This window comes from Micromonospora sp. NPDC049089, assembly GCF_040648775.1.
Taxonomy (GTDB): domain Bacteria; phylum Actinomycetota; class Actinomycetes; order Mycobacteriales; family Micromonosporaceae; genus Micromonospora.
This window is the reverse complement of record NZ_JBEZEH010000029.1, coordinates 18,396-44,843: the sequence shown is the minus strand read 5'-3', so window position 1 is coordinate 44,843 and position 26,448 is coordinate 18,396. Positions and strand designations below refer to the sequence as shown.

General features: G+C 73.3%; 27 protein-coding genes and 1 pseudogene. 15 read left to right on the top strand and 13 right to left on the bottom strand.

Annotation, left to right across the window (positions count from 1 at the left end; translation table 11 throughout):
• Nucleotides 1-78 precede the first annotated feature (78 nt).
• Nucleotides 79-564 (bottom strand): hypothetical protein, encoded by a 486-nt coding sequence (locus tag AB0B48_RS07930; protein WP_091406610.1) that lies wholly within the window; start codon nucleotides 562-564, stop codon nucleotides 79-81.
• Nucleotides 565-874: 310 nt separating this feature from the next.
• On the bottom strand, nucleotides 875-1,714 hold the full coding sequence (locus tag AB0B48_RS07925) for a metalloregulator ArsR/SmtB family transcription factor (protein ID WP_357197588.1): 840 nt from the start codon (nucleotides 1,712-1,714) through the stop codon (nucleotides 875-877).
• A gap of 144 nt (nucleotides 1,715-1,858) precedes the next feature.
• On the opposite strand from AB0B48_RS07925, the gene AB0B48_RS07920 reads away from it, so the two are divergent.
• From AB0B48_RS07920 to rnhA, 3 genes are read left to right on the top strand one after another with little or no spacing between them, the layout of a single operon-like run.
• Nucleotides 1,859-3,127: an MFS transporter gene (locus tag AB0B48_RS07920; protein WP_357197585.1), complete on the top strand. Its 1,269-nt coding sequence runs from the start codon at nucleotides 1,859-1,861 to the stop codon at nucleotides 3,125-3,127.
• 55 nt (nucleotides 3,128-3,182) lie between these two features.
• Entirely contained in the window at nucleotides 3,183-4,463 is a 1,281-nt protein-coding gene (locus AB0B48_RS07915) for a lycopene cyclase family protein (RefSeq protein ID WP_357197582.1), read from the top strand.
• Between the two features lie 10 nt (nucleotides 4,464-4,473).
• On the top strand, nucleotides 4,474-4,947 hold the full coding sequence (gene rnhA / locus AB0B48_RS07910) for a ribonuclease HI (RefSeq protein WP_091406604.1): 474 nt from the start codon (nucleotides 4,474-4,476) through the stop codon (nucleotides 4,945-4,947).
• Nucleotides 4,948-4,954: 7 nt separating this feature from the next.
• On the opposite strand, the gene AB0B48_RS07905 is transcribed toward rnhA, so the two are convergent.
• From AB0B48_RS07905 to AB0B48_RS07895, 3 genes are all read right to left on the bottom strand, one after another.
• Complete coding sequence (locus AB0B48_RS07905) at nucleotides 4,955-5,191, bottom strand: preprotein translocase YidC (protein ID WP_357197580.1); 237 nt, start codon at nucleotides 5,189-5,191, stop codon at nucleotides 4,955-4,957.
• 72 nt (nucleotides 5,192-5,263) lie between these two features.
• Nucleotides 5,264-6,151, bottom strand: coding sequence for a pentapeptide repeat-containing protein (locus tag AB0B48_RS07900; RefSeq protein ID WP_357197577.1), 888 nt, complete (start codon nucleotides 6,149-6,151; stop codon nucleotides 5,264-5,266).
• Between the two features lie 72 nt (nucleotides 6,152-6,223).
• On the bottom strand, nucleotides 6,224-7,351 hold the full coding sequence (locus AB0B48_RS07895) for a DUF5919 domain-containing protein (protein ID WP_357197574.1): 1,128 nt from the start codon (nucleotides 7,349-7,351) through the stop codon (nucleotides 6,224-6,226).
• A gap of 43 nt (nucleotides 7,352-7,394) precedes the next feature.
• On the opposite strand from AB0B48_RS07895, the gene AB0B48_RS07890 reads away from it, so the two are divergent.
• The gene (locus AB0B48_RS07890) at nucleotides 7,395-8,003 is read left to right on the top strand and encodes a hypothetical protein (protein WP_357197572.1); all 609 of its coding nucleotides are present in this window, start codon (nucleotides 7,395-7,397) and stop codon (nucleotides 8,001-8,003) included.
• A 55-nt stretch (nucleotides 8,004-8,058) separates the two neighbouring features.
• Nucleotides 8,059-8,661: an MBL fold metallo-hydrolase gene (locus tag AB0B48_RS07885; protein ID WP_357197569.1), complete on the top strand. Its 603-nt coding sequence runs from the start codon at nucleotides 8,059-8,061 to the stop codon at nucleotides 8,659-8,661.
• Here AB0B48_RS07885 and AB0B48_RS07880 read toward each other — a convergent pair.
• Nucleotides 8,634-9,374 (bottom strand): phenylalanine--tRNA ligase beta subunit-related protein, encoded by a 741-nt coding sequence (locus tag AB0B48_RS07880; protein ID WP_357197566.1) that lies wholly within the window; start codon nucleotides 9,372-9,374, stop codon nucleotides 8,634-8,636. The two genes, AB0B48_RS07885 and AB0B48_RS07880, sit on opposite strands and share 28 nt — an antisense overlap.
• Before the next feature lie 7 nt (nucleotides 9,375-9,381).
• The gene (locus AB0B48_RS07875; RefSeq protein WP_357197563.1) at nucleotides 9,382-9,993 is read right to left on the bottom strand and encodes a LysE family translocator; all 612 of its coding nucleotides are present in this window, start codon (nucleotides 9,991-9,993) and stop codon (nucleotides 9,382-9,384) included.
• Nucleotides 9,994-10,055: 62 nt separating this feature from the next.
• Between AB0B48_RS07875 and AB0B48_RS07870 the strand changes: the two genes are divergently transcribed.
• Together AB0B48_RS07870 and AB0B48_RS07865 are read left to right on the top strand one after the other, a co-directional pair.
• On the top strand, nucleotides 10,056-11,528 hold the full coding sequence (locus tag AB0B48_RS07870; protein ID WP_357197560.1) for a PLP-dependent aminotransferase family protein: 1,473 nt from the start codon (nucleotides 10,056-10,058) through the stop codon (nucleotides 11,526-11,528).
• Nucleotides 11,529-11,552: 24 nt separating this feature from the next.
• Complete coding sequence (locus AB0B48_RS07865; RefSeq protein ID WP_357197558.1) at nucleotides 11,553-12,263, top strand: helix-turn-helix domain-containing protein; 711 nt, start codon at nucleotides 11,553-11,555, stop codon at nucleotides 12,261-12,263.
• On the opposite strand, the gene AB0B48_RS07860 is transcribed toward AB0B48_RS07865, so the two are convergent.
• From AB0B48_RS07860 to AB0B48_RS07840, 5 genes are all read right to left on the bottom strand, one after another.
• A complete protein-coding gene (locus tag AB0B48_RS07860) occupies nucleotides 12,245-12,823 on the bottom strand; it encodes a dihydrofolate reductase family protein (protein WP_357197556.1) in 579 nt (192 codons plus the stop codon). The two genes, AB0B48_RS07865 and AB0B48_RS07860, sit on opposite strands and share 19 nt — an antisense overlap.
• A gap of 150 nt (nucleotides 12,824-12,973) precedes the next feature.
• Nucleotides 12,974-14,395: a DUF6297 family protein gene (locus tag AB0B48_RS07855; protein ID WP_357197553.1), complete on the bottom strand. Its 1,422-nt coding sequence runs from the start codon at nucleotides 14,393-14,395 to the stop codon at nucleotides 12,974-12,976.
• On the bottom strand, nucleotides 14,392-15,015 hold the full coding sequence (locus AB0B48_RS07850; RefSeq protein WP_112602474.1) for an ABC transporter ATP-binding protein: 624 nt from the start codon (nucleotides 15,013-15,015) through the stop codon (nucleotides 14,392-14,394). Before AB0B48_RS07850 ends, AB0B48_RS07855 begins: the two co-directional genes overlap by 4 nt.
• A gap of 40 nt (nucleotides 15,016-15,055) precedes the next feature.
• Nucleotides 15,056-17,395 carry a tetratricopeptide repeat protein gene (locus tag AB0B48_RS07845; protein WP_357197550.1) on the bottom strand — a complete coding sequence of 780 codons (2,340 nt, stop codon included), beginning with the start codon at nucleotides 17,393-17,395 and terminating at the stop codon, nucleotides 15,056-15,058.
• Between the two features lie 41 nt (nucleotides 17,396-17,436).
• Nucleotides 17,437-17,703, bottom strand: coding sequence for a hypothetical protein (locus AB0B48_RS07840; protein WP_357197547.1), 267 nt, complete (start codon nucleotides 17,701-17,703; stop codon nucleotides 17,437-17,439).
• Nucleotides 17,704-17,853: 150 nt separating this feature from the next.
• On the opposite strand from AB0B48_RS07840, the pseudogene AB0B48_RS07835 reads away from it, so the two are divergent.
• From AB0B48_RS07835 to AB0B48_RS07800, 8 genes and pseudogenes are all read left to right on the top strand, one after another.
• Nucleotides 17,854-19,068, top strand: a pseudogene (locus AB0B48_RS07835) (biotin carboxylase N-terminal domain-containing protein); the annotation flags it as partial.
• Entirely contained in the window at nucleotides 19,065-19,820 is a 756-nt protein-coding gene (locus AB0B48_RS07830) for an SRPBCC family protein (protein ID WP_357197544.1), read from the top strand. The pseudogene AB0B48_RS07835 and the gene AB0B48_RS07830, both read left to right, overlap by 4 nt.
• A complete protein-coding gene (locus AB0B48_RS07825) occupies nucleotides 19,813-20,208 on the top strand; it encodes a cupin domain-containing protein (RefSeq protein WP_357197541.1) in 396 nt (131 codons plus the stop codon). The genes AB0B48_RS07830 and AB0B48_RS07825 overlap by 8 nt, the downstream gene beginning before the upstream one ends.
• The gene (locus AB0B48_RS07820) at nucleotides 20,205-21,479 is read left to right on the top strand and encodes a beta-ketoacyl-[acyl-carrier-protein] synthase family protein (RefSeq protein ID WP_357197538.1); all 1,275 of its coding nucleotides are present in this window, start codon (nucleotides 20,205-20,207) and stop codon (nucleotides 21,477-21,479) included. Before AB0B48_RS07825 ends, AB0B48_RS07820 begins: the two co-directional genes overlap by 4 nt.
• The gene (locus AB0B48_RS07815; protein ID WP_357197535.1) at nucleotides 21,476-22,750 is read left to right on the top strand and encodes a beta-ketoacyl synthase N-terminal-like domain-containing protein; all 1,275 of its coding nucleotides are present in this window, start codon (nucleotides 21,476-21,478) and stop codon (nucleotides 22,748-22,750) included. The genes AB0B48_RS07820 and AB0B48_RS07815 overlap by 4 nt, the downstream gene beginning before the upstream one ends.
• Complete coding sequence (locus AB0B48_RS07810; protein WP_357197532.1) at nucleotides 22,747-23,064, top strand: antibiotic biosynthesis monooxygenase family protein; 318 nt, start codon at nucleotides 22,747-22,749, stop codon at nucleotides 23,062-23,064. Before AB0B48_RS07815 ends, AB0B48_RS07810 begins: the two co-directional genes overlap by 4 nt.
• Before the next feature lie 155 nt (nucleotides 23,065-23,219).
• Entirely contained in the window at nucleotides 23,220-24,047 is an 828-nt protein-coding gene (locus tag AB0B48_RS07805; protein WP_357197529.1) for a M55 family metallopeptidase, read from the top strand.
• 433 nt (nucleotides 24,048-24,480) lie between these two features.
• A complete protein-coding gene (locus tag AB0B48_RS07800) occupies nucleotides 24,481-25,830 on the top strand; it encodes a class I adenylate-forming enzyme family protein (RefSeq protein WP_357197526.1) in 1,350 nt (449 codons plus the stop codon).
• Here the strand turns inward: AB0B48_RS07800 and AB0B48_RS07795 are convergent.
• Nucleotides 25,758-26,444: a 4'-phosphopantetheinyl transferase superfamily protein gene (locus tag AB0B48_RS07795; protein ID WP_357197523.1), complete on the bottom strand. Its 687-nt coding sequence runs from the start codon at nucleotides 26,442-26,444 to the stop codon at nucleotides 25,758-25,760. The two genes, AB0B48_RS07800 and AB0B48_RS07795, sit on opposite strands and share 73 nt — an antisense overlap.
• Nucleotides 26,445-26,448: the final 4 nt, after the last annotated feature.

Genomic DNA, 26,448 nt, shown 5'->3' with positions numbered 1-26,448 from the left:
CTCCTAACCTTATTGTGGGGGGGCCCGCTCCGTTCTCCCGTCGGGGGGAACCCGTCTCAGGGATGGAACGGTCGCCGATCAGGCGACAGTGGACACCGGACGGCGCCGGCGGATCAGGATCACCGCGCCGGCGAGGGCGGTGCCGAGCAGCGTGCCGCCGGCAGCGAGAGCGCCGGTGTCACGGTTGTCGCCGCCGGAGCCGGCCGGCGCGCCGCCGATCGGGGTGACGGCGAAGGTGGCGGTGCCGGCCGAGCTGCCGTCGCCGCAGGTCGCCGCCACCGTGTACGTGCCCAGGGTGAATCCGGCGGTGAAGAGTTCGGCGCTCAGCCCGCCGCCGGCGGCGGCCGTGGTGGATCGGACGTTCTGGTCGCGGTTGGGCCCGGTGACCCGGAAGAGGGCGTCACCCGACTTCGGGTTGCAGGTCGTCGCGGTGAGCACGACGGTCCCACCGACCGGGGTGGTGGCCGGTGACACAGTGGTGTCGGCCAGTGCGGCGCCTGGCAGCAGAAGCGTGCCGAGGCCCACGCCGAGCGCCGCCGAGCAGAGTGCTGTTGAGACCTTCATACGCGTCTTCCCTCACTTTTCGTCCGCTGACTGCGTGGGACGTCGTTCGGGTGGCCAACTCCGTGACTAGCACCGGTGTGCCCAACACTAGGTGGGTTGGGTCCTCGATCAGGTGAAAATGAGAAATCCTCGTTGCCGTCACGTGTCCACCCGAAGGCGGGGTGAGCTGCCGAAAGGCCCGGACGCCCCGACCGGCACGGGTGCTCCGATCGATGTCTGCTCCGGCCGAGCTGTCGCCGCTGGGCCGATGGCGAGGTATTGCCGAAGAGGGCGGGAATGCACCACCTGGCCGAGGTGATTCGCGCTCGGGTCAGCGGGCCTGGGCCTGGGCCTGGCTCGGGTCGGGCATCGGCTCGCCGGTCTCCAGCAGGGTCTTGAGGCTGGCCAGCAGCTCCGGCCAGCCGCCGCTGCCGTCGAGTTGGCCACTGATCGCCCGGTGCATCTCGCTGTCGGGGGAGAAGTCGTCGTGGATGACGGTCAGCCGGACGGTCGACCCGCTGTGCGGCTCGATCTCGAAGGTCACCTTCGAGCGGCGCTCACCGAGCCGCGCGGCCAGCTCCTCGTCGGACCAGCCGAAGTGCTCGGCGTGCTCGGGTTGGAAGCCGTGCCAACCGTAGGAGAGGCGACGGTACGGCTCGGCGACGAGCACCCGCTGGCCGAGGTCGCGCGGCTCGCCGTCCGGTGCGTCCTGCCACAGCACGGGTGACCCGACCTGCCAGTCCGAGACCAGCGCGACTCCACCCCAGTAGCGACGGGTGAACGCCGGTTCGGTGAGCGCGGACCACAGTCGCTGGGCGGTGGTGGTCACGTAGGTGGTGTAGACGAAGGTCGGGCTCTCCATGGCTTGTCGCTCCAATGCGGTGGTCAGGTCGGCCAGCGTGGCGGCGCGTTCGCGGTCGTAGCGGCTGAGCCACCGGTCGGCGATGGCGTTGATCGGGGCGGCGTTGAGGTAGTGCAGCTTCTCCCGGCCGCGCCGCATGGTCGTGACGAGATCGGCCGCCTCCAGCACCGACAGGTGCTTGCTGACGGCCTGTCGGGTGCCGGCCAGCCCGTCGCACAGCTCCCGCAGGGTCTGGCCGTTGCGCTCGTTGAGCCGGTCCAGCAGTCGACGCCTGCTGGGGTCGGCCAGCGCCCGGAACGCGTCGTCCATCGACCCTCCCACAACAGGCAACCATTCGGTTGCCTGTCAAGTTAGGCAACTACCGGGTTGCCTGTCAACCTGGCCGCGGGCGGGCTTCTGCCGGAGGGATAAATCCCCGTGCCGCCCGGAGAGACGCTGGTAGGTTCGCTCGCCGTGACACGGAATGTGGGAGCTGGCCTGGGACCGGTGTTCGCCAAACTCTGGGCGGCGAGCACCCTCTCGGCCCTGGGCAGCGGCCTGGCCACCGTCGCAGCGCCGCTCTTCGTCGCGTCGCGCACCGACGACCCGCTCGTGGTCGCCGGAGCGTCCGCCGTGGCGTGGCTGCCGTGGCTGCTCTTCGCCCTGCCCGGCGGGGTGCTGGTGGACCGGATGGACCGGCGCCGCCTGATGATCGTCATCGACCTGGTCCGGGTGGTCGCGCTCGCCGTTCTGGCCACGGCGATCCTCAGCGGCAAGGGCGGGGTGGTGCTGCTGTTCGCGGTGCTGTTCCTGGTCAACACCGGTGAGATCGTGTTCCGCGCGGCGAGCCAGGCCATGGTTCCGGTAGTGGTGCCGCGGCACCGCCTGGAGCGCGCCAACGGATGGCTCAGCGGCGGCGCCACTCTCATGCACAGCATGCTCGCCGGCCCGCTCGGCGGCTTCCTGTTCGCGCTCTCGGCGGGCAGCCCGTTCCTGGTCAACGCCGTCACGTACGCCCTCAGCGCCGTACTGGTGGCGCTGATCGGCGGGGACTTCCGGGCCGCCGTCGGTGACACGCAGGCACGCCGTACCCGCTCGATGGGCGGCGAGATCGTCGAAGGCCTGCGCTGGCTGGCCAACCAGCGGCTGCTGCGCACGATGGCCCTGCTGATCGGTCTGCTCAACGTGACCCTCACCGCCGCGCTCGCGGTGCTGGTGCTGCTCGCCGGCGAGCGGCTGGGCCTCGGATCCGTCGGCTACGGCCTGCTCTTCACCTGCATGGCCACCGGTGGGGTGCTCGGCGCCCTCCTCGGCGACCGGATCATCGCCCGGATCAGCGCCACCTGGACGATCCGGATCGGCCTGCTCGTCGAGGCGGGGCTGCACCTGGCGTTGGCCGCGTCCCGCAACACCATCGTGGTCGGGTTCGCGCTGTTCGCCTTCGGCGTGCACGGCGGGCTGTGGAACATCGTGTCGAACTCCCTGCGCCAACGCCTCACCCCGGCGAACCTGCAGGGCCGGGTGGCCAGCACGAACCTCTTCGTGGCGGCGGGCGGCAACTGCGTGGGCGCACTGCTGGGCGGGCTGCTGGCCGCCCGATTCGGCATCACAGCGCCGTACTGGGTCGGGTTGGTGGTGGCGATCGGCGTCTCCGCCGCCACCTGGCGGGTCTTCAACCGCGCCGCGGTCGCGCGCGCCTACGCCGACCCGCCCCCGGTCGAGTCGCCCGCGCCGGTGGCCTGAGCGCCGTGGCAGCCCATTCGGTGGTGCCGGGCAGCGGTGTGGCAGCGTGGTGCGGGTGACCGACTCCGCGCCGCTCGACGTCGACCTCGCGCTGCTCGGTGGCGGCGGCGCCGCGTCGTTGCTGCTCGCCGCACTGGACCGCCACGGCGTCCGGGATCTGCGGGTCGCCATCGTCGACCCGGTGCGCCGACGCGGTCAGGACCGCACCTGGGCGTTCTGGGGTCACCCCGACGGCGACCTGGACCCGTTGCTCAGCGCGAGCTGGCAGCAGGTCGAGGTGGCGACGGCGGCGCGACGCCGCGTCCTGGACCTCACCCCGCTGCGGTACGCCATGCTCCGCTCCGGCCCGGTCTACGACCGGGCTGCCGACGCCGAGCGTCCCCACGACCCCATCCGGATCGACGCGCCCGCCGCGACGGTGCGCGACGACGGCAACCGGGTACTGGTGGGCACCGGCGACGGGCGCGGCGTCCGGGCCGGCTGGGTGCTCGACTCGCGCCCCCGCCCGCCGGCGCGAGCGGGGCGAACCACCTGGTTGCAGCACTTCCGGGGGTGGTGGCTGGAGGCTGACCGGCCGGTGTTCGACCCGACCCGTGCGGTGCTGATGGACTTCCGTACCCCGCAGCCGCCCCGGGGTGTCTCCTTCGGGTACGTGCTGCCGGTGAGCGACCGCTACGCCCTGGTCGAGTACACCGAGTTCTCGCCGGACCTGCTCACCGACGCCGGGTACGACGCGGCGCTGGCCGGCTACCGGGATCTGCTCGGACTGGACCCGACCGGGCTGCGGGTGCGCGAGGTGGAGAACGGGGTGATCCCGATGACCGATGCGCCGTTTCCCGCCCGGCCCACTCCCCGCGTGGTCCGGCTCGGCACGGCCGGTGGCGCGACCCGCCCCTCCACCGGCTTCACCTTCTCCGCCATGTACCGCCAGGCGGACCAGGTGGCCCGCGCCCTCGCCGCGGGCGGCGCGCCGGTGCCCGCGCCGGCGTACCCGCGCCGGCACCGCTGGATGGACGCGCTGGCGCTGCGCGCGCTGGACCGGGGCGGGGTGGGCGGTCCTGATTTCTTCGATCGGCTCTTTGACCGCAACCCGGCCGAGCGGGTGCTGCGCTTCCTCGATGGCGGCACCACTCCGGCCGAGGAGGTCGCCATCATGAATTCGACCCGGCTGTTGCCGATGATCGCCGCGACCGCCGGCGACGCCGCAGACCGGGTCCGTGACCGGCTGCGCCCCACCCGGCCGGCGCCGGCCATCCCACCCGCGGTGGTGGGTTCGACGTCGACGGCTCGGCGCGCCGGCCCCCCGAGCGGGGAGGACGACGTCCGCTCCCGGTAGGTTGCCGGGCATGGTGGACGCGGCGGCCGGCAGGGGCGTGCAGATCTGGACCGACGGGGCGTGCAGTGGCAACCCCGGTCCGGGTGGTTGGGGTGCGCTGCTGCGCTACGGCGATCACGAGCGGGAGCTGTGCGGCGGTGAGGCCACGCCCACCACCAACAACCGGATGGAGCTGATGGCGGCCATCCAGGCGTTGGAGAGCCTGAACCGGCCGGTCACCGTGGAGCTGCACACCGACAGCACGTACGTGCGCAACGGCATCACCAGTTGGCTGGCGTCGTGGAAGCGCAACGGTTGGCGGACCGCCGCGAAGCAGCCGGTGAAGAACGCCGACCTGTGGCAGCGGCTGGAGGCGGCCTGCGAACGGCACGAGGTCACCTGGCTGTGGGTCAAGGGACACAACGGCCACCCGGAGAACGAGCGGGCCGACGGGCTCGCCAACAAGGGCATGACCGAGGCCCGGGGCGCGCTGACCAGCCGCTGATCCCGGGTCAGCGGGTCGCGTCGGGGTGCCCCGGCATGCTGGAACCGCCGCCGCTGCTGCCGGATGAACCACCGACGACGCCCGAGTTGTCGGGCTCGGTCACGATGTCCGGCCGGACGTCGGTGTCCGCCGGTGCGGGGACCTCGGTGTCCGCCTCGACCTGCACCAGTGGCACCTGGCCGGCTTCGTCCTCACTGTGCTGCGGGTCGCCCGGCAGCTCACCGTCGCGCTTTCGGTAGCCCACGCCGTGCCCCCCGTCGATGCCGGTTCGCGTCGGCGCTGGCTACCCGGCGTCGTCCCGGCCGAAACCTCGCGGTCAGCGACGCCGGCCCCGACGAGCAGGTGCGGGAGACCGGGTGGGCTGACGGACCGGGGTGAGCGGCAGCGCCGTCCAGTGCGCCGGCCGGGTGAGCGTCGGCGGCAGGCCCGTGTGGGTGTCACCCCGGGCGGCGTCCAGCTGGGTCTGGTGCAGGAAGAGCGTGCGCCGCAGGTCCGCGCCCCGCAGGTCGGCCCCGCGCAGGTCCGCGCCGGTGACGTCGGCCAGACCGAGGTCCGCTCCGCGCAGGTCGGCGCCGATGAGCAGCGCCCCGCGCAGGTTGGCCCGGCGGAGGTCGACGCGGCGCAGGTCCACCCCGAGCAGGTGCGCGCCCCGCCGGTCGGCGCCGCCGGGGGCGCGGGCCACGTCGCTGGCCCGGGACAGCAGCGGGTTGACCCGGTTCCGTTGGTCGGCGACGTTCACCGCGCGAAGTTGCGCCGGGTCACCCTCGGTGAGCGTCAGCGTCTCGACGCGGGCGCGTTCCAGCTCGGCGCGCAGGTCGGCCGGCGGGCGTAGCGCCACCGCCTCGGTGAGGTACCAGAGCAGTTCGTGCAGCGGTCGCAGCACCGCGAACGCCTCCGCCATCGCCGGCAACGTCTCCGGCGCGTCCCGCCAGTCCCGCCCGCCGAAGGTCACCTGGGCGACCTGCTGCCCGGCACCGAAGCAGTCGAACACCGTGCAACCGGGAAAACCACGCTGCCGCAGCTCGGTGTGGATGCCGCAGCGGTGGTCGGGGCGCAGGTTGGGGCAGGGCGAGCCGGCCGGCTTGTCGATGGCGAAGTCCGCCGACGCGGCGAAGGCGGGCACCACGCAGCACAGCCCGAAGCAGCGTCCGCAGTCGGCGCGCAGCTGCGCCGCCCCGGACGGCGGTGCGGTGCGGTGCGGCACGCCGACGGTCCTCCTGGCGATCAGGGTGGACCACCATTGTTTCCTGTGCCGAACCCCGAGGTCGGTCGGGGGTCACCGTGCGTGTGTGTCGCCGGCCGGCGCGGTGCGGGGCGCCGGGGTACGGGCATCGCCCGGTGGCGGCACGAGCCGGCGGACGTCTCGCTCGCCGTCGTCGTGCCCGTACTTCTGGTCGAAGTGCCGTTTCACGACGGCGACCGGGGTGCGGTCCCCGTCGGCGGGCTCGGCAAGGGCGAACACGCCGGGCGTCGCCCCGGGCGCGCGGGGCGGCAGCACGGCTCGCACCGTCAGCGGCCCGGTCACCCGGAACCCCCGGCAGTCGACGTAGTGCTGCCCGTCCACCGTCACGAACGGCACGCGTACCTCGACCACGTCCGACTCGTCGTGGCGCAGCGTGACCATGACCGACCAGTACCGCTCCAGGTCGAGGGTGGCCTGCTCGTGCTCCCACAGCTCCTCGAACCGGGCGTGCACGAACCCGCCCCACGGGCTGTCCATGTCCACCTCGAGCTGCGGCACGTTGAACGACAACTTCCCGATCGGGAAGAACGAGATCAGCGCCCGCCCGTCCCACTGGTAGAGCTGGATCGACGGGGACGCGTCGTAGAGCCGGACCTGTAGGCGGTGGCGCAGCCGCGAGTCGAGCGCGTCGGCGAACGCGGCCAGGTGGCGCAGGTTGGTGCGGATCTGCCGGGGCACGTCCACCCGTTGCCGTTCCAGCTCCTCGGAGCGTTGCTGGGCTGCGGTGCAGTCGGGGTCCAGCAGGAGCAACTGCACCTGGGCGCCGTTGGCGAGCGCCGCTCGCACCGCGCTCAGCGTCTCCTCCCGGTGCCGTTGCTCCAACAGGATCGTCCAGGTGTCCAGGATGCGCACCCGACGCCCGGAGCGGTGCAGCCGTGTCACGAACGCCTGCTGGTCGAAGCTGAGGTGCTCCTGCACCCGCGCCTTGCGGGCCTCCTCGAACAACGGGTCGAAGATGACGTACGAGATGGCCGCGAGGACCACGCTGGCCCCGAGGTTGAGCAGCAGGTCGCTGAGGAAGCCGGCGCTGCGCCAGGCGGCCAGCAGCATGACGACGGCGATCGCGAAGAGTGCCCCACCGACGACGAAGGCCCGTCGTTGCCGCCCGCCCCGACCAGCCCACCCGAGCATTTCGCCGCTCGGACCCGATCCACCGCTCATAGGCTGACGGTAACGGAGTCGTGCGACCACGGAGGGTGGCGGGATGGACGAGAGTGAACGCGAGCAGGCGCTTCTCACCGTCCTGACCACCGAGCACTACGCGTTGCAGACGTCCCGCGCCGGCACCATCGCCGAGGCCACCGGTCGCGCCACCATCTTCCTGTCCGTCCTGTCGGCGGCGCTGATCGGCCTCGGCTTCGTCGCCAGCAACGACAGGCTGGTCCGGCCGTACCTGGCCGCGGTGCTGCCGACGCTGGTCATCATCGGGGTGCTGACGTTTCTGCGCCTGGTGGAGACCACCGTGGAGAACTCGTTGGACCTGCTGCGGATCCAGCGCATCCGGGCCTACTACCACCATCAGCTCGCGGGCGAGCACGACTTCTTCGCCGACGCGGTGGCGGCCGACGACGCCATGAGCACGGCGTGGAACCTGGTCGGCACGCGTCCCGGGCGGTGGGAGTTCCTGCTGACCACGGCCGCACTCGTGGGCGCGGTCAACGCCGTCCTGAGCGGGCTCGGCATCGCCCTGGTGGCCTCTACCGTCGGTGCCGAGGCCGTTTTGACGGTCCTGGTCGGGGTGCTGGTCGCGGTGGTGGCGTTCGGTGTGCAGTTCGTCTACATCCTCCGGGCGTCGGCCGCACGGATGCGCTGACGGCCCGCCGGTGCCACTGAGGTCGATCGCCAGCGCGGCGGCGTACGGTCGGCTGATGCGGATCACCCGGTTCACCCACTCGTGTGTACGCGTCGAGCACGACGGCGGGGTGCTTGTCGTCGACCCGGGGACGTGGAGTGAGCCGCACGCTCTGGTCGGCGCGGACGCGGTGCTGGTCACCCACGAACACACCGACCACGTGGACGTGGCGCGCCTGGCCCTCCGGGGCGTCCCCGTGTACGCCCCGGAGGGTGCTCAGCTGCCGGATGTCGCGCCGCTACCGGTGACCCGGGTCCGTGCCGGGCAACGCTTCACCGCGGCCGGCATCGAGGTCAGCGCCCACGGCGGCCGGCACGCCACCATCTATGGGGGCCAACCGGACTGCCCGAACCTCGGCTACCTGATCGGCAACGGGCTCTACCACCCGGGCGACGCCCTGCACGTGCCGGACGAGCCGGTGCGCACCCTGCTCGTCCCGGCCCAGGGGTCCTGGCTGCGCCTGGACGAGGCGATCCGCTTCGCCGGCGTCGTGGGCGCGGCGGCGGCGTACCCGATCCACGACGCGCAGCTCAACGACCGCGGTCTGGCCAGTGTCGCGGGTTGGTTCGCCGAGACGATCCCCGGCTACCGTCACCTGCTGCCCGGCGAGACCGCCTGACCCCGGTCGTCATCCGCCGCCGGGGTGCGGAAACGCGGCGCGGCGGCGGTGAGCACCGCGGCGGTCGTCGGGGCGGACCACACCTCGGTCAGCTCTGTCACGAGGTCGGCGACCAGCCGGGTCACGGCCGGCTCGCCGCCCGGGTGCAGCGCCTCGGCGACGATCAGCACCGACGTGGTGCCCGCCCGCACGGCCGACCAGCCGCTCTGCCGGTTGGTCCATCGTCGGGCGTGGGCCCGCCCGGCGGAGTCGACGAAGGTCACCTCGCCCGGTTCGGGATGCTCGGTGTCGCCCGCGAAGCTCAGGTACGCCTCGTCCCCGTGTGCCGGCCGGACCACCAGGTCGCCGTCGACCCGGTCCAGGTCGAGCGCCGCGACCGGGATGGCGTACGCGGCCGAGACGGCGTTGCAGAGATCGACGAGCGGGTGCACCCGGGGCAGTTCGCCGTCGAGGCGCAGCCGACGCAGCAGCGCCTCGGAGGCGCACCGGTACTTGGTGGGCCGCAGCCCCATCGCCGCGTACGCCCGCCGCCACGCCTGGATCTCCGGGAACCCGCTCTCGGCCCCACCGGCCAACCGCCGCCGCGCCTCGCCGAGATGGGCGGCCGTGCGTGCCGCCACGTCGGCGGTGGCGGTGATCCCAGCGACCTGCACCACACCGGCGACCAGATCGGGGTACGCGTCGCGAAGCCGAGGAGAATGTTCGAACTGCACTGTGCTCCTATCGTTCGGTGAGGGCGAGGGTCACGCCGAGCGCGACGAAGGTGCCGGCGGCGGATCGACGCAGCCAGTCGGTGACCCGGGGGCGGGTCAGCACCCGGTCGCGTACCCGGGCCGCGAAGATGCCGTAGCCGCTGAACACCACCATGGTGAGCAACATGAACACCGCGCCGCAGCCGAGCATCACCCGGGTCGAGCCGGGTGCCGTGGTGTCCACGAACTGCGGCAGGAACGCGACGAAGAACATCGTCGGCTTCGGGTTGAGCAGGTTGACCAGCACCCCGGAGACGATCACCCGGATCGCCGAGCGGGGTGCGGCGTCGGTGGTCACCGCGAAGGCGTCGCGGTCGCGCGCCATGGACCAGGCCAGGTAGAGCAGGTAGCCGACGCCGAGGTAGCGGACGGTCTCGAACGCCACGGCGCTGGTCTGCATCAGCGCGGCCAGCCCGGTCATCGCGGCCAGCAGGTGCGGCAACGTTCCCAGCGTGCAGGCGAACGCGGCCAGCACTCCGGCCCGCGCGCCCCGCGACAGGCCGGCGGAGAGCGTGAAGATCACCCCGGTGCCGGGGGTGACCACCACGATCAGCGTGGTGATCAGGAACGGGATGGTCACGATCGTCCTCCGGCGGAGTCGGCAGGTCTGGCTCCTCCTCACTCTGCTGCCACAATGGTCCGATGGGCAGAGCCAAACCGACTGCGTCCGAGAGGTCCATATCGGCCGGCTCCGACTTCCTGCACCTGACCATCACCGACGCGACGCCGGGCGGGCGCGCCGACTGGCTGACCGACCGGCTGCGGCAGGCCATCGCCGAGGGGCGGGTGCCGGTCGGTGACCGGCTGCCTCCGACCCGGGTGCTCGCCGCCGACCTCGGTGTCTCCCGGGGCGTGGTCACCGAGGCGTACCAGCGCCTGACCGAGGAGGGGCACATCGCCGGCCGGGGCCGGGCCGGCACTGTCGTCGTCGCCGCGCCGGTCGCGCCCACACCCACAGCGACCGCCGCGCCGGCACCGGTCACGACCTTTCCGCCGGCACCGGGCACCGACATCTTCGAGGCGTTACGCGCGGCGCACGCGTCGATCGACCTGACGCCCGGCGTACCCGATCTGGCCGCCTTTCCCCGCGCGGACTGGCTGCGTGCCGAACGGAGCGTGCTGCGCCGCCTCGCCGCGGCCGACCTCGGCTACGGAGACCCCTGTGGCACGCCCGTGCTGCGACAGGCCGTCGCCGCCTGGCTGGCCCGCAACCGCGGCATCAGCGTCGACCCCGCCGAGGTGATCATCGTGGCCGGCGTCTCCCAGGCGCTCGGGCTGCTCGCCCAGGCGCTCGCCGCTGCCGGCGTCGCCCGGATCGCCGTCGAGGACCCGGGGTCGCTCGGGGTACGCCAGCACTTGAACAACTGGCGGATGGACACCCCGCCGATCAGCGTCGACGACGCCGGGCTGCGGGTCGACGAGTTGACAGCCAGCGGCGTACCGGCGGTGATGCTCACCCCCGCACACCAGTTCCCGAGCGGCGTGGTGCTCGACGGTGACCGCCGCCGCCAACTCGTCGCCTGGGCGCGGGCCGGCGGATTGATCATCGAGGACGACTACGACGCCGAGCACCGCTACGACCGTCCTCCGGTGCCGGCGCTGCGGGGCCTGCTGCCCGAGCAGGTCTGCTACGCCGGCAGCGTGTCCAAACTGCTCGCCCCCGCCCTGCGGGTCGGCTGGCTGCTCGTGCCGGCGCGGCTGCGCGAGGCAGTGGTGGCCGCCAAGCGCAACGCCGACCTGGGCAACGCCGTGCTACCGCAACTGGTGCTGGCGGAGTTGATGACCTCCGGCGCCTTCGAGCGGCATCTGCGGCTGCTGCGCCGGCGACACATCCGTCGGCGGGACGCCATGATCGCCGCCCTGGCCCGCGCGTTGCCGTCGGCGACAGTGCACGGCGCCGCCGCCGGGCTGCACCTGATGATCACGCTGGACGACACCGTCGTCGACACCGAGTGGGCGGCGGCGACGCTGGCACTCGGGGTGAAGGTGCAACCGCTGTCCTGGCACTGCCAGCGGCCGTACCGGCCCGGCCTCGTGCTCGGCTACGCGGCCCGTACTCCCACCGAGATCGAGGCCGGCGTCGCCGCCGTCGCCGCCGCGCTCGGCTCCGGCTAGGACCATCCGGCGTATCCTTCGCCAGTGGGACTGCGCTTCGAGACGCGCGGGTCCGACTCGCCATGGGTCGACACCGTGTGGACCTGCACGAGCGAGCAGGTCACCGCGATGACGTCCGTGGCGGGGGTGCGCTGGGGCCTGGTGTTCTGGGAGCAGGCTGGCCGGGCGTACGCGAGCATCACCGGTCCCGAGACCCGCACTGGCACGGCGCCGGTGCCGCACGGCGCGACCTTCACCGGCATCGAGTTCGCCGTGGGCACCTCGTTGCGGGCCGTGCCCACGCCGACGCTGGTCGACGGCGGCATCGAGCTCCCCGACACCACGCGCCGGACGTTCCGGCTGGACGGCGCTCGCTGGGAGACGCCCGGCCCCGACGACGCGGAAGCCTTGGTCGACAGCCTCGTCCGGGCCGGGACCGTGGTCCGTGACCCGCTCGTCGCCGAGCTGCTGCGGGGCCGCGGGCCGGTCGTCTCGGCGCGGACCGTCGAACGCCGGTTCCGCGCCGCGACCGGGCTGACGCGCGGCGCGGTCCGGCAGATTGAGCGGGCCCGCGCGTCGGCGGAGCTGCTGGCTTGCGGAGACGCGGCCGCCGACGTGGTCGCCAAGCTCGACTACTTCGACGAGCCGCACCTGGCCAGGGCACTGCGCCGCTACCTCGGACGTACCGTTCGCCAGCTACGCGAGGGCACTGGCGGCGCCATCGCCCTCGACCTGGATCAGCGCTTGACGTCGTAGATCACCTTGAGGATCCCGTTCGGGTAGCTCTCCGACTCCCGCAGCGTCAGCATGTGCTTGTCGCGGTCGGCCCGGCCGAACAGGCCCTTGCCGGCACCGAGCAGCACGGGGAAGACGAGCAGGTTGTACCGGTCGATCAGCCCCTCATCGGACAGCCGCCGGGCCAGCTCCGCGCTGCCGTGGATGAAGATCGCTCCGCCCTCATCCTGCTTGAGCGCGGCGATGTCCCCGGTCGAGCGCAGGATCGTGGTCGGCCCCCACCCGTCGACGAGCGCGTCGTCGGACAGCGTGCTCGACACCACGTACTTGGGCAGCTCCTTGTAGTCGGCGTGGTCCTCCGAACCGGGCCAGACCCGCGCGAACGCCTCGTAGCTGCGGCGGCCGAACATCAACGCCGTCGTGTCGGCGAGCTCCTCGCCCTTCAGCGACCAGGCCTCCGGGACGAACTCGAGGTCCTTGAACACCCAACCGCCGCTGCGGTGCTCCTCACCCGGCCCGCCGCCGGGCGAGTCGACGACGCCGTCGAGCGACATGAAACCGGTGTAGACCAGGTCGCGCATTGTGTTGTCTCCTCAGGCTTGGAAGCGAGCTGCCGGGTACACGCTAGATCGCTGACGTGGCGCTGTCTTGGACGGAAGCGACAGCCGGTCCGAACGGGCCGCCGGATCGCCTGGTGCCGTCATCAGGCCCCGCAACGATCGGGCGGATCCTCAGCCCAGGAACAGCTGGACGAGGACCAGCACGGCGAGCAGGGCCGGCCCCCGTGACCCCTGACGCATCAGGTCGACCGGGATCATCCCGAACGGTGTGTTGACCGTCGCGCCGCCGTAGTCGATCGGCGGGCGGGTGCCGGCCCGGAACGCGGCGGCCACCACCCCCAGCGCCAGCGTCGGCGCCAGCCAGGCCGGCCCCGGGTCGACGGTCGGCAGGGTCAGCAACCACCACACACCCGCGCCGACAGCCGGCACCACCACGTGGATCCCACGCAGCAGGTTGTCGCTGCCACCGAGCGCCCGGCGCAGCCCGGGTGAGCGACTGACCGACCGCAGACCGCCGGTCAGCCGATTGGCGGCGAGGTACGCGAACACCACCTGCGCGGCACCGGCCAACCCGGGCAGGGCGAGCGCGGCAGCGTACTGCACCCCGATCAGCGCCGCCCAGATCAGCACGGCGCTCGGGTGGCGGCGCAACCGGCGTACGTCGGCCTGCAACAGCGCCCACCAGCCGGGGCCGGGCCGGAACCGGCGGCTGCGGACCCGGCCGATCCGGCGCCAGCGGCGGCTCTCCACCAGCCCGGCGAGCAGGCTCGGATCCAGCAGGATCGTGGCCGTGGCGGCGGCGTTGGCGAACTGCGCGCCGGTGGTCAGGGTGGCCCGGTCGACCCGGGGCAGCGCGCGTACCGCCAGGATCACGCCCACGCCCACGAGCGGCACCGCGGCGGCGAACAACGCGACGGTCGGCGTCGTCGCCGGCCGGGACAGCCCGTCGCCGAGTCGACCGACGAGCACCACCAGGGCGGTGATCACGGCCGCCGCCACCATCGGCACCGCCCCGATCACCGTCGGCCAGCGCCGCCCCGACCGGCTGCCCTGGGCGACGACGCTGAGCGCCAGCGCGGCCGCGCCCCACCCCGCGCCGGCCGCCGCCGCCCAGCCCAGGGCGGACGGTTCGCTGACCCCACCGAGCGCCGCCACCGCCACGCCGAGCGCAGCGGTGCCGGCCGCCGAGCCCAGCAGCAACAGGACGAAACGGGGCGCCAACCAGGCCCGTCGGTCGATCGGCGCGCTGGTCGCCCAGCTCTGCGTCGCCGGCGTGACCAGCAGCGGGCCGAGCGCGCGCAGACCACGCCAGGCCAGCCCCGCGCCCGCCAGCAGCGCGGCGACCGCCAGCCACCACCGCACGCCCGGCTCGGCCTGACCCACGGAGGGGGAGTCCAGCAGGTCACGGCTGGCGCTGATCGCGAACCAGCCGTACATGCCCACGAAAAGGACCATGACGTACGCGTCGCCGAGCACGTCACCGAGGGAATGGTCGTGGTGCCGGCTGCGTGCCTTACGCAGGTGCGTTCGCACCTGCCGCGCGGTCGGCACCCCGACCGGCGTGTCGGCGATCGTGGCCGGCGCGGCGGTCACTTGCCGATCTCGATGCGCTCGTCGACCACCGCGTCGATCAGCTCCGGGTCGTGCGAGGCCAACAGCACGGCAGTGCCCGCCGCCCGTTCCCGCAGGAGCCGGTCGGCGAGCCACTGTCGCCCGCGGACGTCGAGCCTCTGCTCGGGCTCGTCCAGGATCAGCACCCGGCGGGGCCGGACGAAACAGGACGCCAGCGCCAGCCGGCGGCGCTGCCCGCTGGACAGCGTCACCGGCAGCTGGTCGCGGGCCGGCTCCAGACCCAGCTCGGCGAGGACCTCCTCGACCGGCTCGGCGTCACCCCCGTGGGCGTACGCGACCAGCTCCAGGTGCTCGACCACCGACAGGTCGGGGAAGAAGTCGATGTCGTCCAGGGCGGCGGCCACCAGCGCCCGCACCTGAGGATCGGTCTCGTCGGCCCGGCGGCCCTGCACCAGCACCTCACCCGCGTCCGGCCGGTCAGCGCCGACGACGCACCGCAGCAGGGTCGTCTTGCCGCTGCCGTTCGGGCCCAGCACCACCGCGATCCGGCCCGCCGGGAGCGTGAAGCTCACCTCGTCGAGCACGACCAGGTTGCCGAAGTTGCGACTGAGTCCCCGTACCGAGAGCGCGTCCACGATCACAGAGTCTCCCAGAGCCACGCCACCGACCAACCCGAGCGACCTACGTCACCCGGCTGTCGGCGTCGTTGTCCAGTCGGGCGTCGGCGGCGGCCAGCCCCTGGGCGTCGGCGACCTCCTCGGCCACGGCCGCCGCGTCCGCCCAGTGCCGCCGCGCGTCGGCCTGGTCGCCCAGCGCGGAGCAGGCGTCACCCAGGTAGAGCAGGGTACGCGCCAGCCCGGCTGTCGGCCGGGTCTCCTCGCGCAGCCGGCGGCTCTCGGCCAGCAGCTCGTACGCCGTGCGCGCCTGCCCCGGGGTGCTGCTCAGCAGGGTCGCCCCGGCGTTGAGCAGCGCCGTCGCCCGGCTGGTCGGGTCGTTGACCGACTCGTATTCGCGCAGTGCGGCCCGCCACGCCTGGGCGGCGTCCAGGTGCTCGCCGAGCGCCGCGTGCACCAGCACCAGGTTCGTCAGGGCCGCCGCGTACCCGCGCGCGTCACCCACCGACCGGAACGTGTTGGCCGCCCGCACCAGGTGGTGGTGCGCGGTGTCCGGTTCGCCCCGGGCCAGTTGGGCGGCGCCCAGGCCCAGCTCGGTGAGGGCGTGCCCGGCCCGGTCGGCGCCGGAGCGGTGTCGGCGCGACATCTCCAGGTGCTCCACCGCGTCGTCGAGCTGCCCCAGGTCGAGCAGGGCCAGACCGAGGTTCATCCGCGCCTGGGCGTTGCCCCGCCGCCCCCGCTCGTTGACCGCGAGGGTGAGCGCCGCCGCCGCCCCCTGCGGGTCGTGCCGGCGTCGACGCAGCACCCCCAACTCGTTGTGCGCCCACCCGGCGATCTCCGGACGGTCGTCGGCGGTCGGGGTGGCCAGCACGGTGCGGCAGACCTGCTCCCACTCGTCGAGCCGCTCGGCGTACGCCAGCCACCCGCACAGCGCCACCGCCAACCGGAACCACCACCGGCGCACCCGCCGGGGCAGGGTCTCCTTCGCGCCGGCCGGCACCCGCACCACCGCCAGCAGCAGCTCCTGGTGCAGGTCGAACCAGCCGTACGGGTCGTCGTCCAACGGCAGCGACCACTCCCGGTCGGGTGAGGAGCCGAGCACCGCCAGGTTGGCCGCGTGCCGTTCGGCCCGACGGGCCAGATGCCGGGTCAGCCGGGCCTGCGCGGCGACCCGGGCCCGGACCGGATCCGCGTCCCGCAGGTGCAGCCGGGCGCTGCCGGCCAGCAGGGGGCGGATCTCGTACCGGTCGCCGGGCGCGCCGACCACGAACGCCGCTGCGGCCAACCGGTCGAGCAGTGCGGTCACCAGCTCGGGGTGCCGTCCGGCCAGCGCGGCGATGCTGGGCCGGTCCACCGGGGCGGGGACCAGCGACATCAGCCGGTACAACCGTCGGGCCTGGCGGGGCAACACCCGGTACGCGATGTCCCGTTCGGTGACCAGGCGGGCCGCCGGTGAGACGGCGAGCCGCTGATGCGGTGGCGTCTGCACCGCGCGGCGCAGCGCGTCCAGCACGTCGGAGTGCCGCCAGCCGTGCTGAGCGGTGCGGTAACCGAGCGCCCGGACGGTACGCGGTTGCCGCCCGCACAGGTCGACGATCTCGCGTACCGCCGGATCGGTGCGTGGGTCGGCGCGACGGACCCGGGCGGCGGGCGCGGCCCCACCCGCCGTCGCGAACAGCTCCACCGCCTCGGACGTGCCCGGTTCGGCGATCCAGTGCGCGACCACACCCTCCAGACCAACCAGCGCCGGACCACCGGCGAGCAACAGGCGGCAGGTGCGCGCGGTGGGCGGCAACAGAGGCCGCACCTGGTCGGGACGGTCGACGTTGTCCAGCACCAGCACGATCTTGCGACCGTCGAGCTGACCGCGCAGCGCGTCGGCGGCGGCGGCGAGCGCGTCCGGCCGGCCGGAGGTCGGCGGGGCGGTGCCCAGGATCCGGGCCAGCGCGGTGAGCACCTGCCGGGCCGAGCGGGGTCGGCCGCGCCGCCGCAGGTCCAGGTAGTACTGACCGTCGGGGAACTCCTCCCGGCACTCGTTGGCGGCCTGCACAGCGCACGCGGAGGTGCCCACCGCACGCCGGCCCAGCACCGCTACCGCGTGCTCCCGGGCGAGCAGACCGACCAGGGCGTCGACGTGCTCCTCGCGACCGGTGAACTCGGCCGTGTAGGGCAGGTTGGGAGCCCCGGCGGCAGGGGTGGTGAGCACCTCCGTCGGCTCGGGGTCGACCTTTCGGCCGGTCCGGCGGCGGCGTACCTCGTACACCACGTAACCGACGACGCCGCCGGAGGCCAGGACGATGGTCACCGGCCCGAGCACGCTGGCCGCCAGCTCGGAGAGGACATTGCCGGCCAGGTTGCTGGCCACGTTGGCGAGGACGCTGCCGACCACGCCGCCGATCGCGATCAACGCCGGCCAGCGTGAGCCGCCGCGCGCACCACCCGGCCCGGTCACCGCACGCCCCCGGAGACGAGCCCGGCGACCAGGTGCCGCCGCGAGAGGACCACCAGCACCACCGGCAGCACCGAGGCGAGCACCGAGCTGGCGGCCAGCGCGCCACTGTTGCTCACGAAACTGCGGGTCTGCTCGGCCAGGAACGGCCCGAGCGGCGAGGACCCCGACGCGCTGAACAGCCGCCCCACCACCAGGTCGTTCCAGACCTGGACGAACTCCAGCACGGACACCGCCACCACCGCCGACAGGTTGTGCCGGGCCAACCGGCGCAGTGTGTGCCACCACCGACGCCCGCCCAACCGGGCGTGGGGGGGGGGGCGGGCGCCCGCGCGGCCGCCGCCCCGGGCGCGCGCGGCGCCCCCCCCCGGCGCGCCCCCCCCCCCCCGCCCCCCGGGGGGCCCGCCCCCCGGCAGGTGGGGGCGCAGGCCGTGCACCCCGGCTACGGCTTCCTCTCCGAGGACGCCGACTTCGCCGAGATCTGCGCCGACAACGGGCTGACGTTCATCGGCCCGCCACCGGCGGTGATGGCCGCGCTGGCCGACAAGTCCTCGGCCCGCGCACTGATGAGCCGCGCCGGCCTGCCGCTGTCGCCGGGCAGTGTCGCGCCGGTACCGACCGCCGCCGCGGCGGCCGAGGTGGCCGACGCCGTCGGCTACCCGGTCATCGTGAAAGCCGCCGCCGGGGGCGGGGGCCGGGGGATGACAGTGGTGCGCACCCCGGGCGAGCTGCGCCGGGCGTACACCCGGACCCGGGCCGCCGCGCAGGCAGCCTTCGGCGACGACCGGGTGTACGTCGAGCGTTACCTCACCGAGGCGCGGCACGTCGAGGTGCAGGTGCTCTGCGACGCCCACGGCAACGGGGTGCACCTGGGCACCAGGGACTGCTCGGTGCAGCGCCGGCACCAGAAACTGGTCGAGGAGGCACCCGCGCCGGCGCTCCCCGCCGCCGTTCTCGACACCATCGCCGAGACCGCCCTGCGGGGTGCCCTCGAGGTCGGTTTCGTTGGCGCCGGCACGCTGGAGTTCCTTGTCGACGCGGAGGAGAAGTTCCACTTCCTGGAGATCAACTGCCGGATCCAGGTGGAGCATCCCGTCACCGAGATGGTCACCGGGATCGACCTGGTCCACGAGCAACTCCACATCGCCGCCGGCGTACCGCTGCGGTGGCGGCAGAAGGAGATCCGCCTGCACGGCGTCGCGGTGGAGTGTCGGGTCAACACCGAGGACCCCGGGCGCGGCTTCGCCCCCACCCCCGGCCGGTTGGAGCGGTTCACCCCACCCGGTGGCCCGTTCACCCGGGTGGACACCCACGCCAGCGCCGGTTACCTGGTCGGTCCCTGGTACGACTCGCTGCTCGCCAAGGTGATCGTCTGGGCGCCCGACCGGGAGCTGGCCCTCAACCGGCTGGAACGGGCCCTGGACGAGTTCGACGTCGCCGGTCCGGGCGTGCACACCACCATCCCGTTCGTCCGGCGGGTGCTCGACGACGCCGCATTCCGCAAGGGCCGCTACACCACCGGACTGGTCGACCGTCTGCTCTCCGCGCCCGCTCCGGGGCCGACGACCACCCCCGCACCGCGTACCGCGCCCGCCGCAGATCCCGACGCAACCCACAGGAGGACCCGATGACCGTCACCCATGGTCGCCCGATGACCGCCGAGATCACCGACATCCTGGTGGCGCACTGCGGGCTGGACGCCGACGCCGCGGCCCGCGCGCCCGCCGCGTCGCTGGAGGAGCTGGGCATGGACTCGCTCGCCCTGCTGGAACTGTCGGCGGTCGTCGCCGACCGCTGGCAGGTGGCCATCCCCGAGCAGGCCGGACAGCTGAGCATCCCGGCGGTGGCCGACCTGGTCGCCCGCCGCGCCGACCCGCCCGGGCACACCGAGAACAGCGTGGTCATCGACGCGCCGCTGGGGCTGGTCTGGGAGGTCACCAACGACGTGGCGAACTGGACCGAGCTGTTCACCGAGTACGCCGTGGTGGAGATCCTGCACCGCGAGGCGCACACGGTGCGGTTCCGCCTCACCATGTACCCCGACGAGAACGGGGTGTCCTGGAGCTGGGTCAGCGAGCGCACCGCCGACCCGGTGAGCAGGCAGGTCCGGGCGCACCGGGTGGAGACCGGGCCGTTCGAGTACATGCGCATCCACTGGCGCTACACCGAGGAGGCCGGTGGCACCCGGATGACCTGGACGCAGGACTTCGCGATGAAGCCGACCGCGCCTGTCGACAACGCCGCGATGACCGAGCGGATCAACACCAACAGCGTGATCCAACTCGCGGTGATCAAGGACCGGGTGGAGCGGATCGCCTGGCAGCGCGCCGACCAGGGCGCGCCGACCGCCAGCGACGCACCGACGGGAGCCGACGATGAGTGACCTGAGCACCCGCCCGATCGCCGCCCGGGACGTACCCGCCGACCGTCGGCGCGGCGGTGAGCTACGGGTGCTGCTCGGCCCCCGCACCGTCGGCAGCACCTCGGGTTTCCTCGGTGTGGCCACACTCGAGCCGGGGGAGCGGATCGCCGAGCACTACCACCCGTACAGCGAGGAGTTCCTGTACCTGGTGCGGGGCGCGATCACCGTCGACCTGGACGATCACCCGACGCTGCTGGCCGCCGGTGAGGGGCTTTTCGTCCCGGTGAACGTGCGGCACCGGCTGCGCAACACCGGGGTCGAACCGGCCGAGGTGGTCTTCCACCTGGGCCCGCTCGCCCCCCGACCCGAACTGGGCCACGTCGACACCGAACTGGTGGAGGCACCATGACCGGGCGCCGCACGGTGGTGACCGGGATCGGGGTGGTGGCCCCGGGCGGCGCCAGCCGGGACCGCTTCTGGAAAACCATCACCGAGGGGCGCACCGCCACCCGGCGGATCAGTTTCTTCGACCCGTCGGCGTTCCGGTCGCAGATCGCGGCGGAGTGCGACTTCGACCCGGTCGCGGCGGGCCTGAGCGAGGCCGAGCGACGCCGGGCCGACCGGTACGTGCAGTTCGCGCTGGCCTGCTCCGCCGAGGCGGTGGCCGACGCCCAGTTGGAGCTCACCGACGCGCAACGGGACCGGGCCGGGGTGGTGCTGGGCACGGCGGTGGGCGGCACGATGGCCTTGGAACAGGAGTACGTCACAGTGAGCGAGCACGGCCGACGGTGGCTGGTGGACGGGACGCGCGGTGGCCCGTACCTCTATCAGGCGCTGGTGCCCAGCAGCCTCGCCGCGGACGTGGCGTGCCGGCACGGGCTGCACGGTCCGGCGCAGGTGGTGTCCACCGGCTGCACCTCCGGCATCGACGCCATCGGGTACGCCCACCAGATGATCGTGGACGGTGAGGCGGACGTGATGCTGGCCGGCGCGTCCGACTCGCCGATCTCGCCGGTCACTGTCGCCTCGTTCGACGCGATCAAGGCGACCAGCCCGGACAACGACGACCCGGCACACGCCTCCCGCCCGTTCGACGCCGACCGGCACGGGTTCGTGCTGGCCGAGGGCGGGGCGGTGCTGGTGCTGGAGGAGGCCGGCCACGCCCGGCGTCGGGGAGCGCACATCTACTGCGAGGTGGCCGGCTACGCCAGCCGCAGCAACGGCTTCCACATGACCGGGCTGCGGCCGGACGGGCTGGAGATGGGCCTCGCCGTCACCGACGCGCTCCGGCAGGGCCGGATCCTGCCCGAACAGGTCTCCTACATCAGCGCCCACGGCTCGGGCACCCGGCAGAACGACCGACACGAGACGGCCGCGTTCAAGCGGGCGCTGGGCCAGGCCGCGTACCGGATCCCAATCAGCTCGATCAAGTCGATGGTCGGGCACTCGCTCGGCGCGATCGGGTCGATCGAGATGGCCGCGTGCGCCCTCGCCATCGAGTTCGGTGTGGTGCCGCCGACGGCGAACTGGAGCACCCGGGACCCGGAGTGCGACCTGGACTACGTACCCAATGAGGCACGGGAGGTACCGGTGGACGTGGCCCTCTCGGTGGGCAGCGGCTTCGGCGGTTTCCAGTCGGCCATGGTCTTCCGTCGGATGCTCGGCGCGGTGGCGGCGTGAGCGCCGCTTCGCACAGTGGCGGCGCGACGGCCCGGGCGGTGGTGACCGGCATCGGGGTGGTCGCACCGAGCGGCATCGGCGCGGACGCGCACTGGCGCACGGTCCTCGCCGGCACCCGCCGGACCGGGCCGATCACGTTGTTCGACCCGGTCGGCTATCCGACGCGCTTCGGAGGGGAGGTGCCCGGCTTCACCGCCGACTCATACGCCGACAGTCGACAGTTGGTGCAGACCGACAGGTGGACGCACCTCGGCTTCGCCGCCACCCGGCTGGCGCTGGCCGACGCCGGCCTGCCCGACCGGGCACCCGACCCGTACGGCTACGCGGTGACCCTGGCCAGCTCGTCCGGGGGCAACCTGTTCGGTCAGCGGGAACTGCAACGGCTGTGGGGCGGCACCTCACGGACGGTCGGGGCGTACCAGTCGATCGCCTGGTTTTACGCGGCCAGCGTCGGGCAGCTCTCCATCCACCACCAGTTCAAGGGCCCGAGCGGGGTGCTGGTCGCGGAGTCGGCCGGCGGGCTGGACAGCCTGGCCCACGCCGCCCGCGCGGTGCGCCGGGGCACCCCGGTCGTGATCGCCGGGGCCACCGAGTGCCCGTTGAGCCCGTACGCGCTCGCCTGCCAGCTGCGCTCGGGGCTGCTCAGTGACGTCGCCGACCCGGAGCGGGCGTACCGGCCGTTCGACGCCACCGCCAGCGGCTACCTGCCGGCCGAGGGCGGAGCGGTGTTCGTGGTGGAGGAGTTGGGGCACGCCCTGGCCCGGGGCGCCCGGGTCTACGGCGAGGTGAGCGGGTGGGGCTCCACCCACGACGCCGCGCACACCACTGCGGAGAGCAGCGGCGACCCGGCCCAGTACGCGCGGGCGATGCGGCTGGCCCTGGACCGGGCGGGCGTCGCCGCCGCCGGAATCGACGTGGTGCTGCCCGACGCTCTCGGCGTGCCCCGCTACGACCGCAGCGAGGCCGAGGCGCTGCGGGCAGTGTTCGCCGACCGGCCGCCCCCGGTGACCACGCAGAAACCGCTGACGGGTCGGGCGTACCAGGGCGGCTCGGCGTTGGACGTGGCCACCGCGCTGCTCGCCTTCGCCCACGACACGTTGCCCGCGTCGGCGGGCCCGGACGAGGTGGCCGAGGGCTGCGAGCTGGACTTCCTGCGCGAGCACCGTCGACCGCGCAGTCGACTCGCCCTGATCTGCGCGCGGGGCTTCGACGGGTTCAACAGTGCGCTGGTCCTGCGCGGGGCCGCGCCGATGAGGGGAGAGGCGTCATGAGCGACAAACGGGCCCGGGTGGTCTTTCTGGTACGGGTGCCGGTGCCGCGCACCGAGGCGTTCCTCGCCGCGTACGAACAGGTGCGGCACCTGGTCGCCGGCGGTGTGCCGGGGCACCTGGTCGACCAGGTGTGCCGGTCGTCGACCGACCCGGAGCAGTGGCTGATCACCAGCGAGTGGGCGAGCCTGGCCGACTTCGAGGAGTGGGAACGCAGCCCTGAGCACCGGGACCTCGTACGCCCGATGCGGGAGTGCTTCACCGACGCCCGTTCGCTGCGCTTCCACATCCACGCCCAAACCCCAGCCCTGGCCTGAGGGTCCTTCCCGCCCCCCGGTGCCGCCCCCGTCGCCCTCTTCCCGCGATCTTGCACTTGATGTCGCGACATAGGGGGCATGTCACGCGTCTCGACGACCGAAACTGCAAGATCGACGCGGTGGGGACGGGTTGCGGCGCGTAGGGTCTTGGAGTTGTGAAGGTACTGATCTCCGTCGACATGGAGGGCGTCTCGGGGATCGTTCACCCCACCGAGACGAATCCGGATCGGTACGACTACGAGCGCGGCCGGGCGTTGATGACGGCCGAGGCGAACGCGGTGATCGCCGGGGTCCTCGATGCCGAACCCGAGGCGGTCGTGTGGGTCGCCGACGCGCACGGGACGTTCCGGAACATCCTGCCCGAGGACCTCGACCGGCGTGCTCACCTGGTGCGGGGCAAACCCCGGCCGCTGGGCATGCTCGCCGGGCTGGACGAGCACACGGATGCCGTCCTGCTCGTCGGCTATCACGCTCGGGCGGGTGCCGGGCCCGCCGTGCTGGCCCACACGATGAGCGACGCCATCCTCGACGTACGGGTGGCCGGGCGGTCGCTGGGCGAGATCGGCCTCAACGTCGCCATGGCAGGGCACCACGATGCGCCCGTCGTCCTGCTCAGCGGGGACGACACCGCCTGCGCCGAGTTCAGCGCGTTGGTGCCCTCGGCGGTCACCGTCGCCGTCAAGCAGACCCTGGGTCAGGCCGCCGCGGTGGCCCTGCATCCGCAGGAGGCACGGGAGCGGCTGCGCCATGCCGCCGCCGACGCGATCGCCCGGCGCGCCTCGATCCCACCGGCGCAGATGGCCGGGCCGGTTGACGTCGAGGTCGATCTGTACGGGCCGTACATGGTCGACCTCGCGGTTCTGGTCCCGGGTGTTACCCGCGTCGGTGGCGGCCGGACGGTCGCCTTCCACGCCGCCGACGTCGCCGAGGCGTATCGGCTGGTTCAGCTGCTCGTCGAACTCGCCAGCATCAAACCGAGCTGAGGCCTGTTTCATCAGAACTGGCCGGCCTGCGCCTTGCCGGTGGCCGCCCGGACACCGCCTCGGCTCGGCCGCCCTGATGAACTCGACCGCCCTGATGAACGCGCCTTGGCGCCCGAGAGCCGTCTCGTTCGGCGGCGACCTCGCCGCCATCGGCCGTCCGGCTGGGGACGCGCGACGGTTGTACGAGGCGTCATGCCTCGGTGACGTTCTGCCAAATCACCCGCCCGATCATGCCCGCCGAACGGGCTGTCGGCAATCCGGCTGGCCGCTGCTTTTGATCCATCCATTCGCATCTAGCAATGGCCACGTGGGAGTCGTATGGTTCCCCGCAGCACCCCGACAAGCGTACGTGATGGGCGGATTCGCCCTCTTTCATGCTGGGCGGTGAACGGCAGTGACGGCAGAAGATCCTACGGCGACAGACCCCGGCTGGGTGGACGAAGTCCTCTTCGCCGGCCACCCGACCGACGTTTGTCTTCGTCTGCCCGAGCCCGTCGACCGGGCGACCCTGCACCGGCTGGTCACCGCCGCGCAGGAGCGGCTGACCACCGCCGGACTGCGCCCCGGTGGTGCCGTGGCGCTGCGGTTGCCGCCGTCGCTGGCGTACGTGGTGAACCTGCTCGCCACCTGGCGCGCCGGGGGGCAGGCGATCCTGCTCGACCACCGGCTCACCGACCACGAGGTGGACCGGGCGCTGACCCGGTTGGCCCCGCAGGTGGTGGTCGCTCCGGTGCGGACCGGTGGCGGCGCCCTGAAGATCTTCGTCGACGTCACCGAGGGCGTCACCCGGTACGCCGACCGCCCGGCGGTCAGCGGCCACGCCGTGATCCAGCTCAGCTCCGGCTCCACCGGCCCGTCCAAGGTGATCGGCCGCACCGCCGCCGACCTGGTCGCCGAGGTGCACCGCTACACCCGGATCGACGGGGTGGCGCTGCCCGGCGAGCGGATCATCCTGCTGCCCTCGATGGTGCACGTGCTCGGCCTGGTCGGTGGCCTGCTCTACGGGCTGCACGCCGGGGTCGAGCTGGTGCCACCGGAGCGGCTCAGCGGTGACGCCGTCCTGGCCGCGATCAGCGCCGGCCCCACGCCAGCCACGGTGCTCGGCGTGCCGTTCCACATCGGACTGCTCGCCTCCACCCGTCCGAACGGTCCACTGCCACAGCTGCGGCGGATGACCACCGGGGGTGAGCTGGTCCCGGCCGCCGTCGCCCGGGCGTTCACCGACCGGTACGGCGTACCCCTGGGCAACATGTACGGGATGACCGAGGTCGGGGTGATCGGCACCGACCTGCACGGGTCGCACCGACCGTCGATCGCCCCCGCGCCCGGGATCGAGGTCCGCGAGTCCGGCGGTGAGCTGTGGGTGTCCTGCCCGGCGTCGCCGTACGTCGGGCTGAGCGACCCGACCCGCTGGTCCGACGGGTGGCTGCACACCCGCGACGCCGGGACCGTCGACGACGACACCGGCCTGGTCACGGTGCGCGGTCGACTCGACTCGCAGGTCTCCGTCGGCGGGATGAAGGTCGACCTGACCGAGGTGGAGGCCACCGTCGCCGAGCTGACCGGCGTCGCCGCCGCCGTGGTGGTCTGGGACGACGGCATCACCGCGTACGTCCAACCGGACGGCCCGCTGTCGGAGGAGACGCTGGACAAGCTCCTCGCCGAGCGGTTGGCCGGCTACAAACGGCCCAGGGCGCTGCACCTGCTCGATCAGTTGCCCCGTACCACCACCGGCAAGCTGGTCCGCTCGACCGACGCGCTGCGCTCGGCGGTCACCCCGTGACCGGGCCGCTGCATCACCTCGATGCCGACCTGCTCGCCCGCGTGCGCGGCGACGGCCAGGACGAGGCCCCCGCCCAGGTGCGGATGACCGACGCACAGGTGCTCGGCGCTGGGCACCGGCCGCAACGGCAGCCCCGGCGGCGGCATCAGCCGGCGCAACCCGCCGCCGCGCAACCCCTGCCCGAGCGCCTTGCCGACCGCCTCCTTGGCGGTCCACAGCCGCAGGAAGTCCACAGTCCGGCTGGCCTCGGGCCGATCGCCCAACCAGGCCAGCTCGGCGGGCGGGAACCAGCGGCGGGCCAGCGCGAGCGCCGGCAGCGGGCGGATCCGCTCCACGTCCACCCCGACCGCGCCGGCTTGACGGGCGGCGACCACCACCAGCCCGGCGGTGCGGCTGACGCTGACCGCCAGCTCGACCGACCCGGTCACCTCGTCGACCCGGACGACCGGCCGTCCCTCACGGTCGTGCGTCAGCACCAGCTGGGCGTCCGGGCGACCGAGCAACAGAGCACCCGCCCGCCGCAGCAGCACAGCGGCCGGATCCGGCTGACCGCCGGTGTCCCGGCCGACCCACACGTAGGCGGTGTCCCGACCGGACACCGTCAGCTGAGCCACGCAG

Excerpts from the sequence above, each read along its gene's own strand:
- AB0B48_RS07930 (WP_091406610.1), bottom strand. The coding sequence starts at position 564 with ATGAAGGTCTCAACAGCACTCTGCTCGGCGGCGCTCGGCGTGGGCCTC.
- AB0B48_RS07925 (WP_357197588.1), bottom strand. The coding sequence starts at position 1,714 with ATGGACGACGCGTTCCGGGCGCTGGCCGACCCCAGCAGGCGTCGACTG.
- rnhA (WP_091406604.1), top strand. The coding sequence starts at position 4,474 with ATGGTGGACGCGGCGGCCGGCAGGGGCGTGCAGATCTGGACCGACGGG.
- AB0B48_RS07895 (WP_357197574.1), bottom strand. The coding sequence starts at position 7,351 with ATGAGCGGTGGATCGGGTCCGAGCGGCGAAATGCTCGGGTGGGCTGGT.
- AB0B48_RS07890 (WP_357197572.1), top strand. The coding sequence starts at position 7,395 with ATGGACGAGAGTGAACGCGAGCAGGCGCTTCTCACCGTCCTGACCACC.
- AB0B48_RS07885 (WP_357197569.1), top strand. The coding sequence starts at position 8,059 with ATGCGGATCACCCGGTTCACCCACTCGTGTGTACGCGTCGAGCACGAC.
- AB0B48_RS07870 (WP_357197560.1), top strand. The coding sequence starts at position 10,056 with ATGGGCAGAGCCAAACCGACTGCGTCCGAGAGGTCCATATCGGCCGGC.
- AB0B48_RS07860 (WP_357197556.1), bottom strand. The coding sequence starts at position 12,823 with ATGCGCGACCTGGTCTACACCGGTTTCATGTCGCTCGACGGCGTCGTC.
- AB0B48_RS07830 (WP_357197544.1), top strand. The coding sequence starts at position 19,065 with ATGACCGTCACCCATGGTCGCCCGATGACCGCCGAGATCACCGACATC.
- AB0B48_RS07825 (WP_357197541.1), top strand. The coding sequence starts at position 19,813 with ATGAGTGACCTGAGCACCCGCCCGATCGCCGCCCGGGACGTACCCGCC.
- AB0B48_RS07820 (WP_357197538.1), top strand. The coding sequence starts at position 20,205 with ATGACCGGGCGCCGCACGGTGGTGACCGGGATCGGGGTGGTGGCCCCG.
- AB0B48_RS07810 (WP_357197532.1), top strand. The coding sequence starts at position 22,747 with ATGAGCGACAAACGGGCCCGGGTGGTCTTTCTGGTACGGGTGCCGGTG.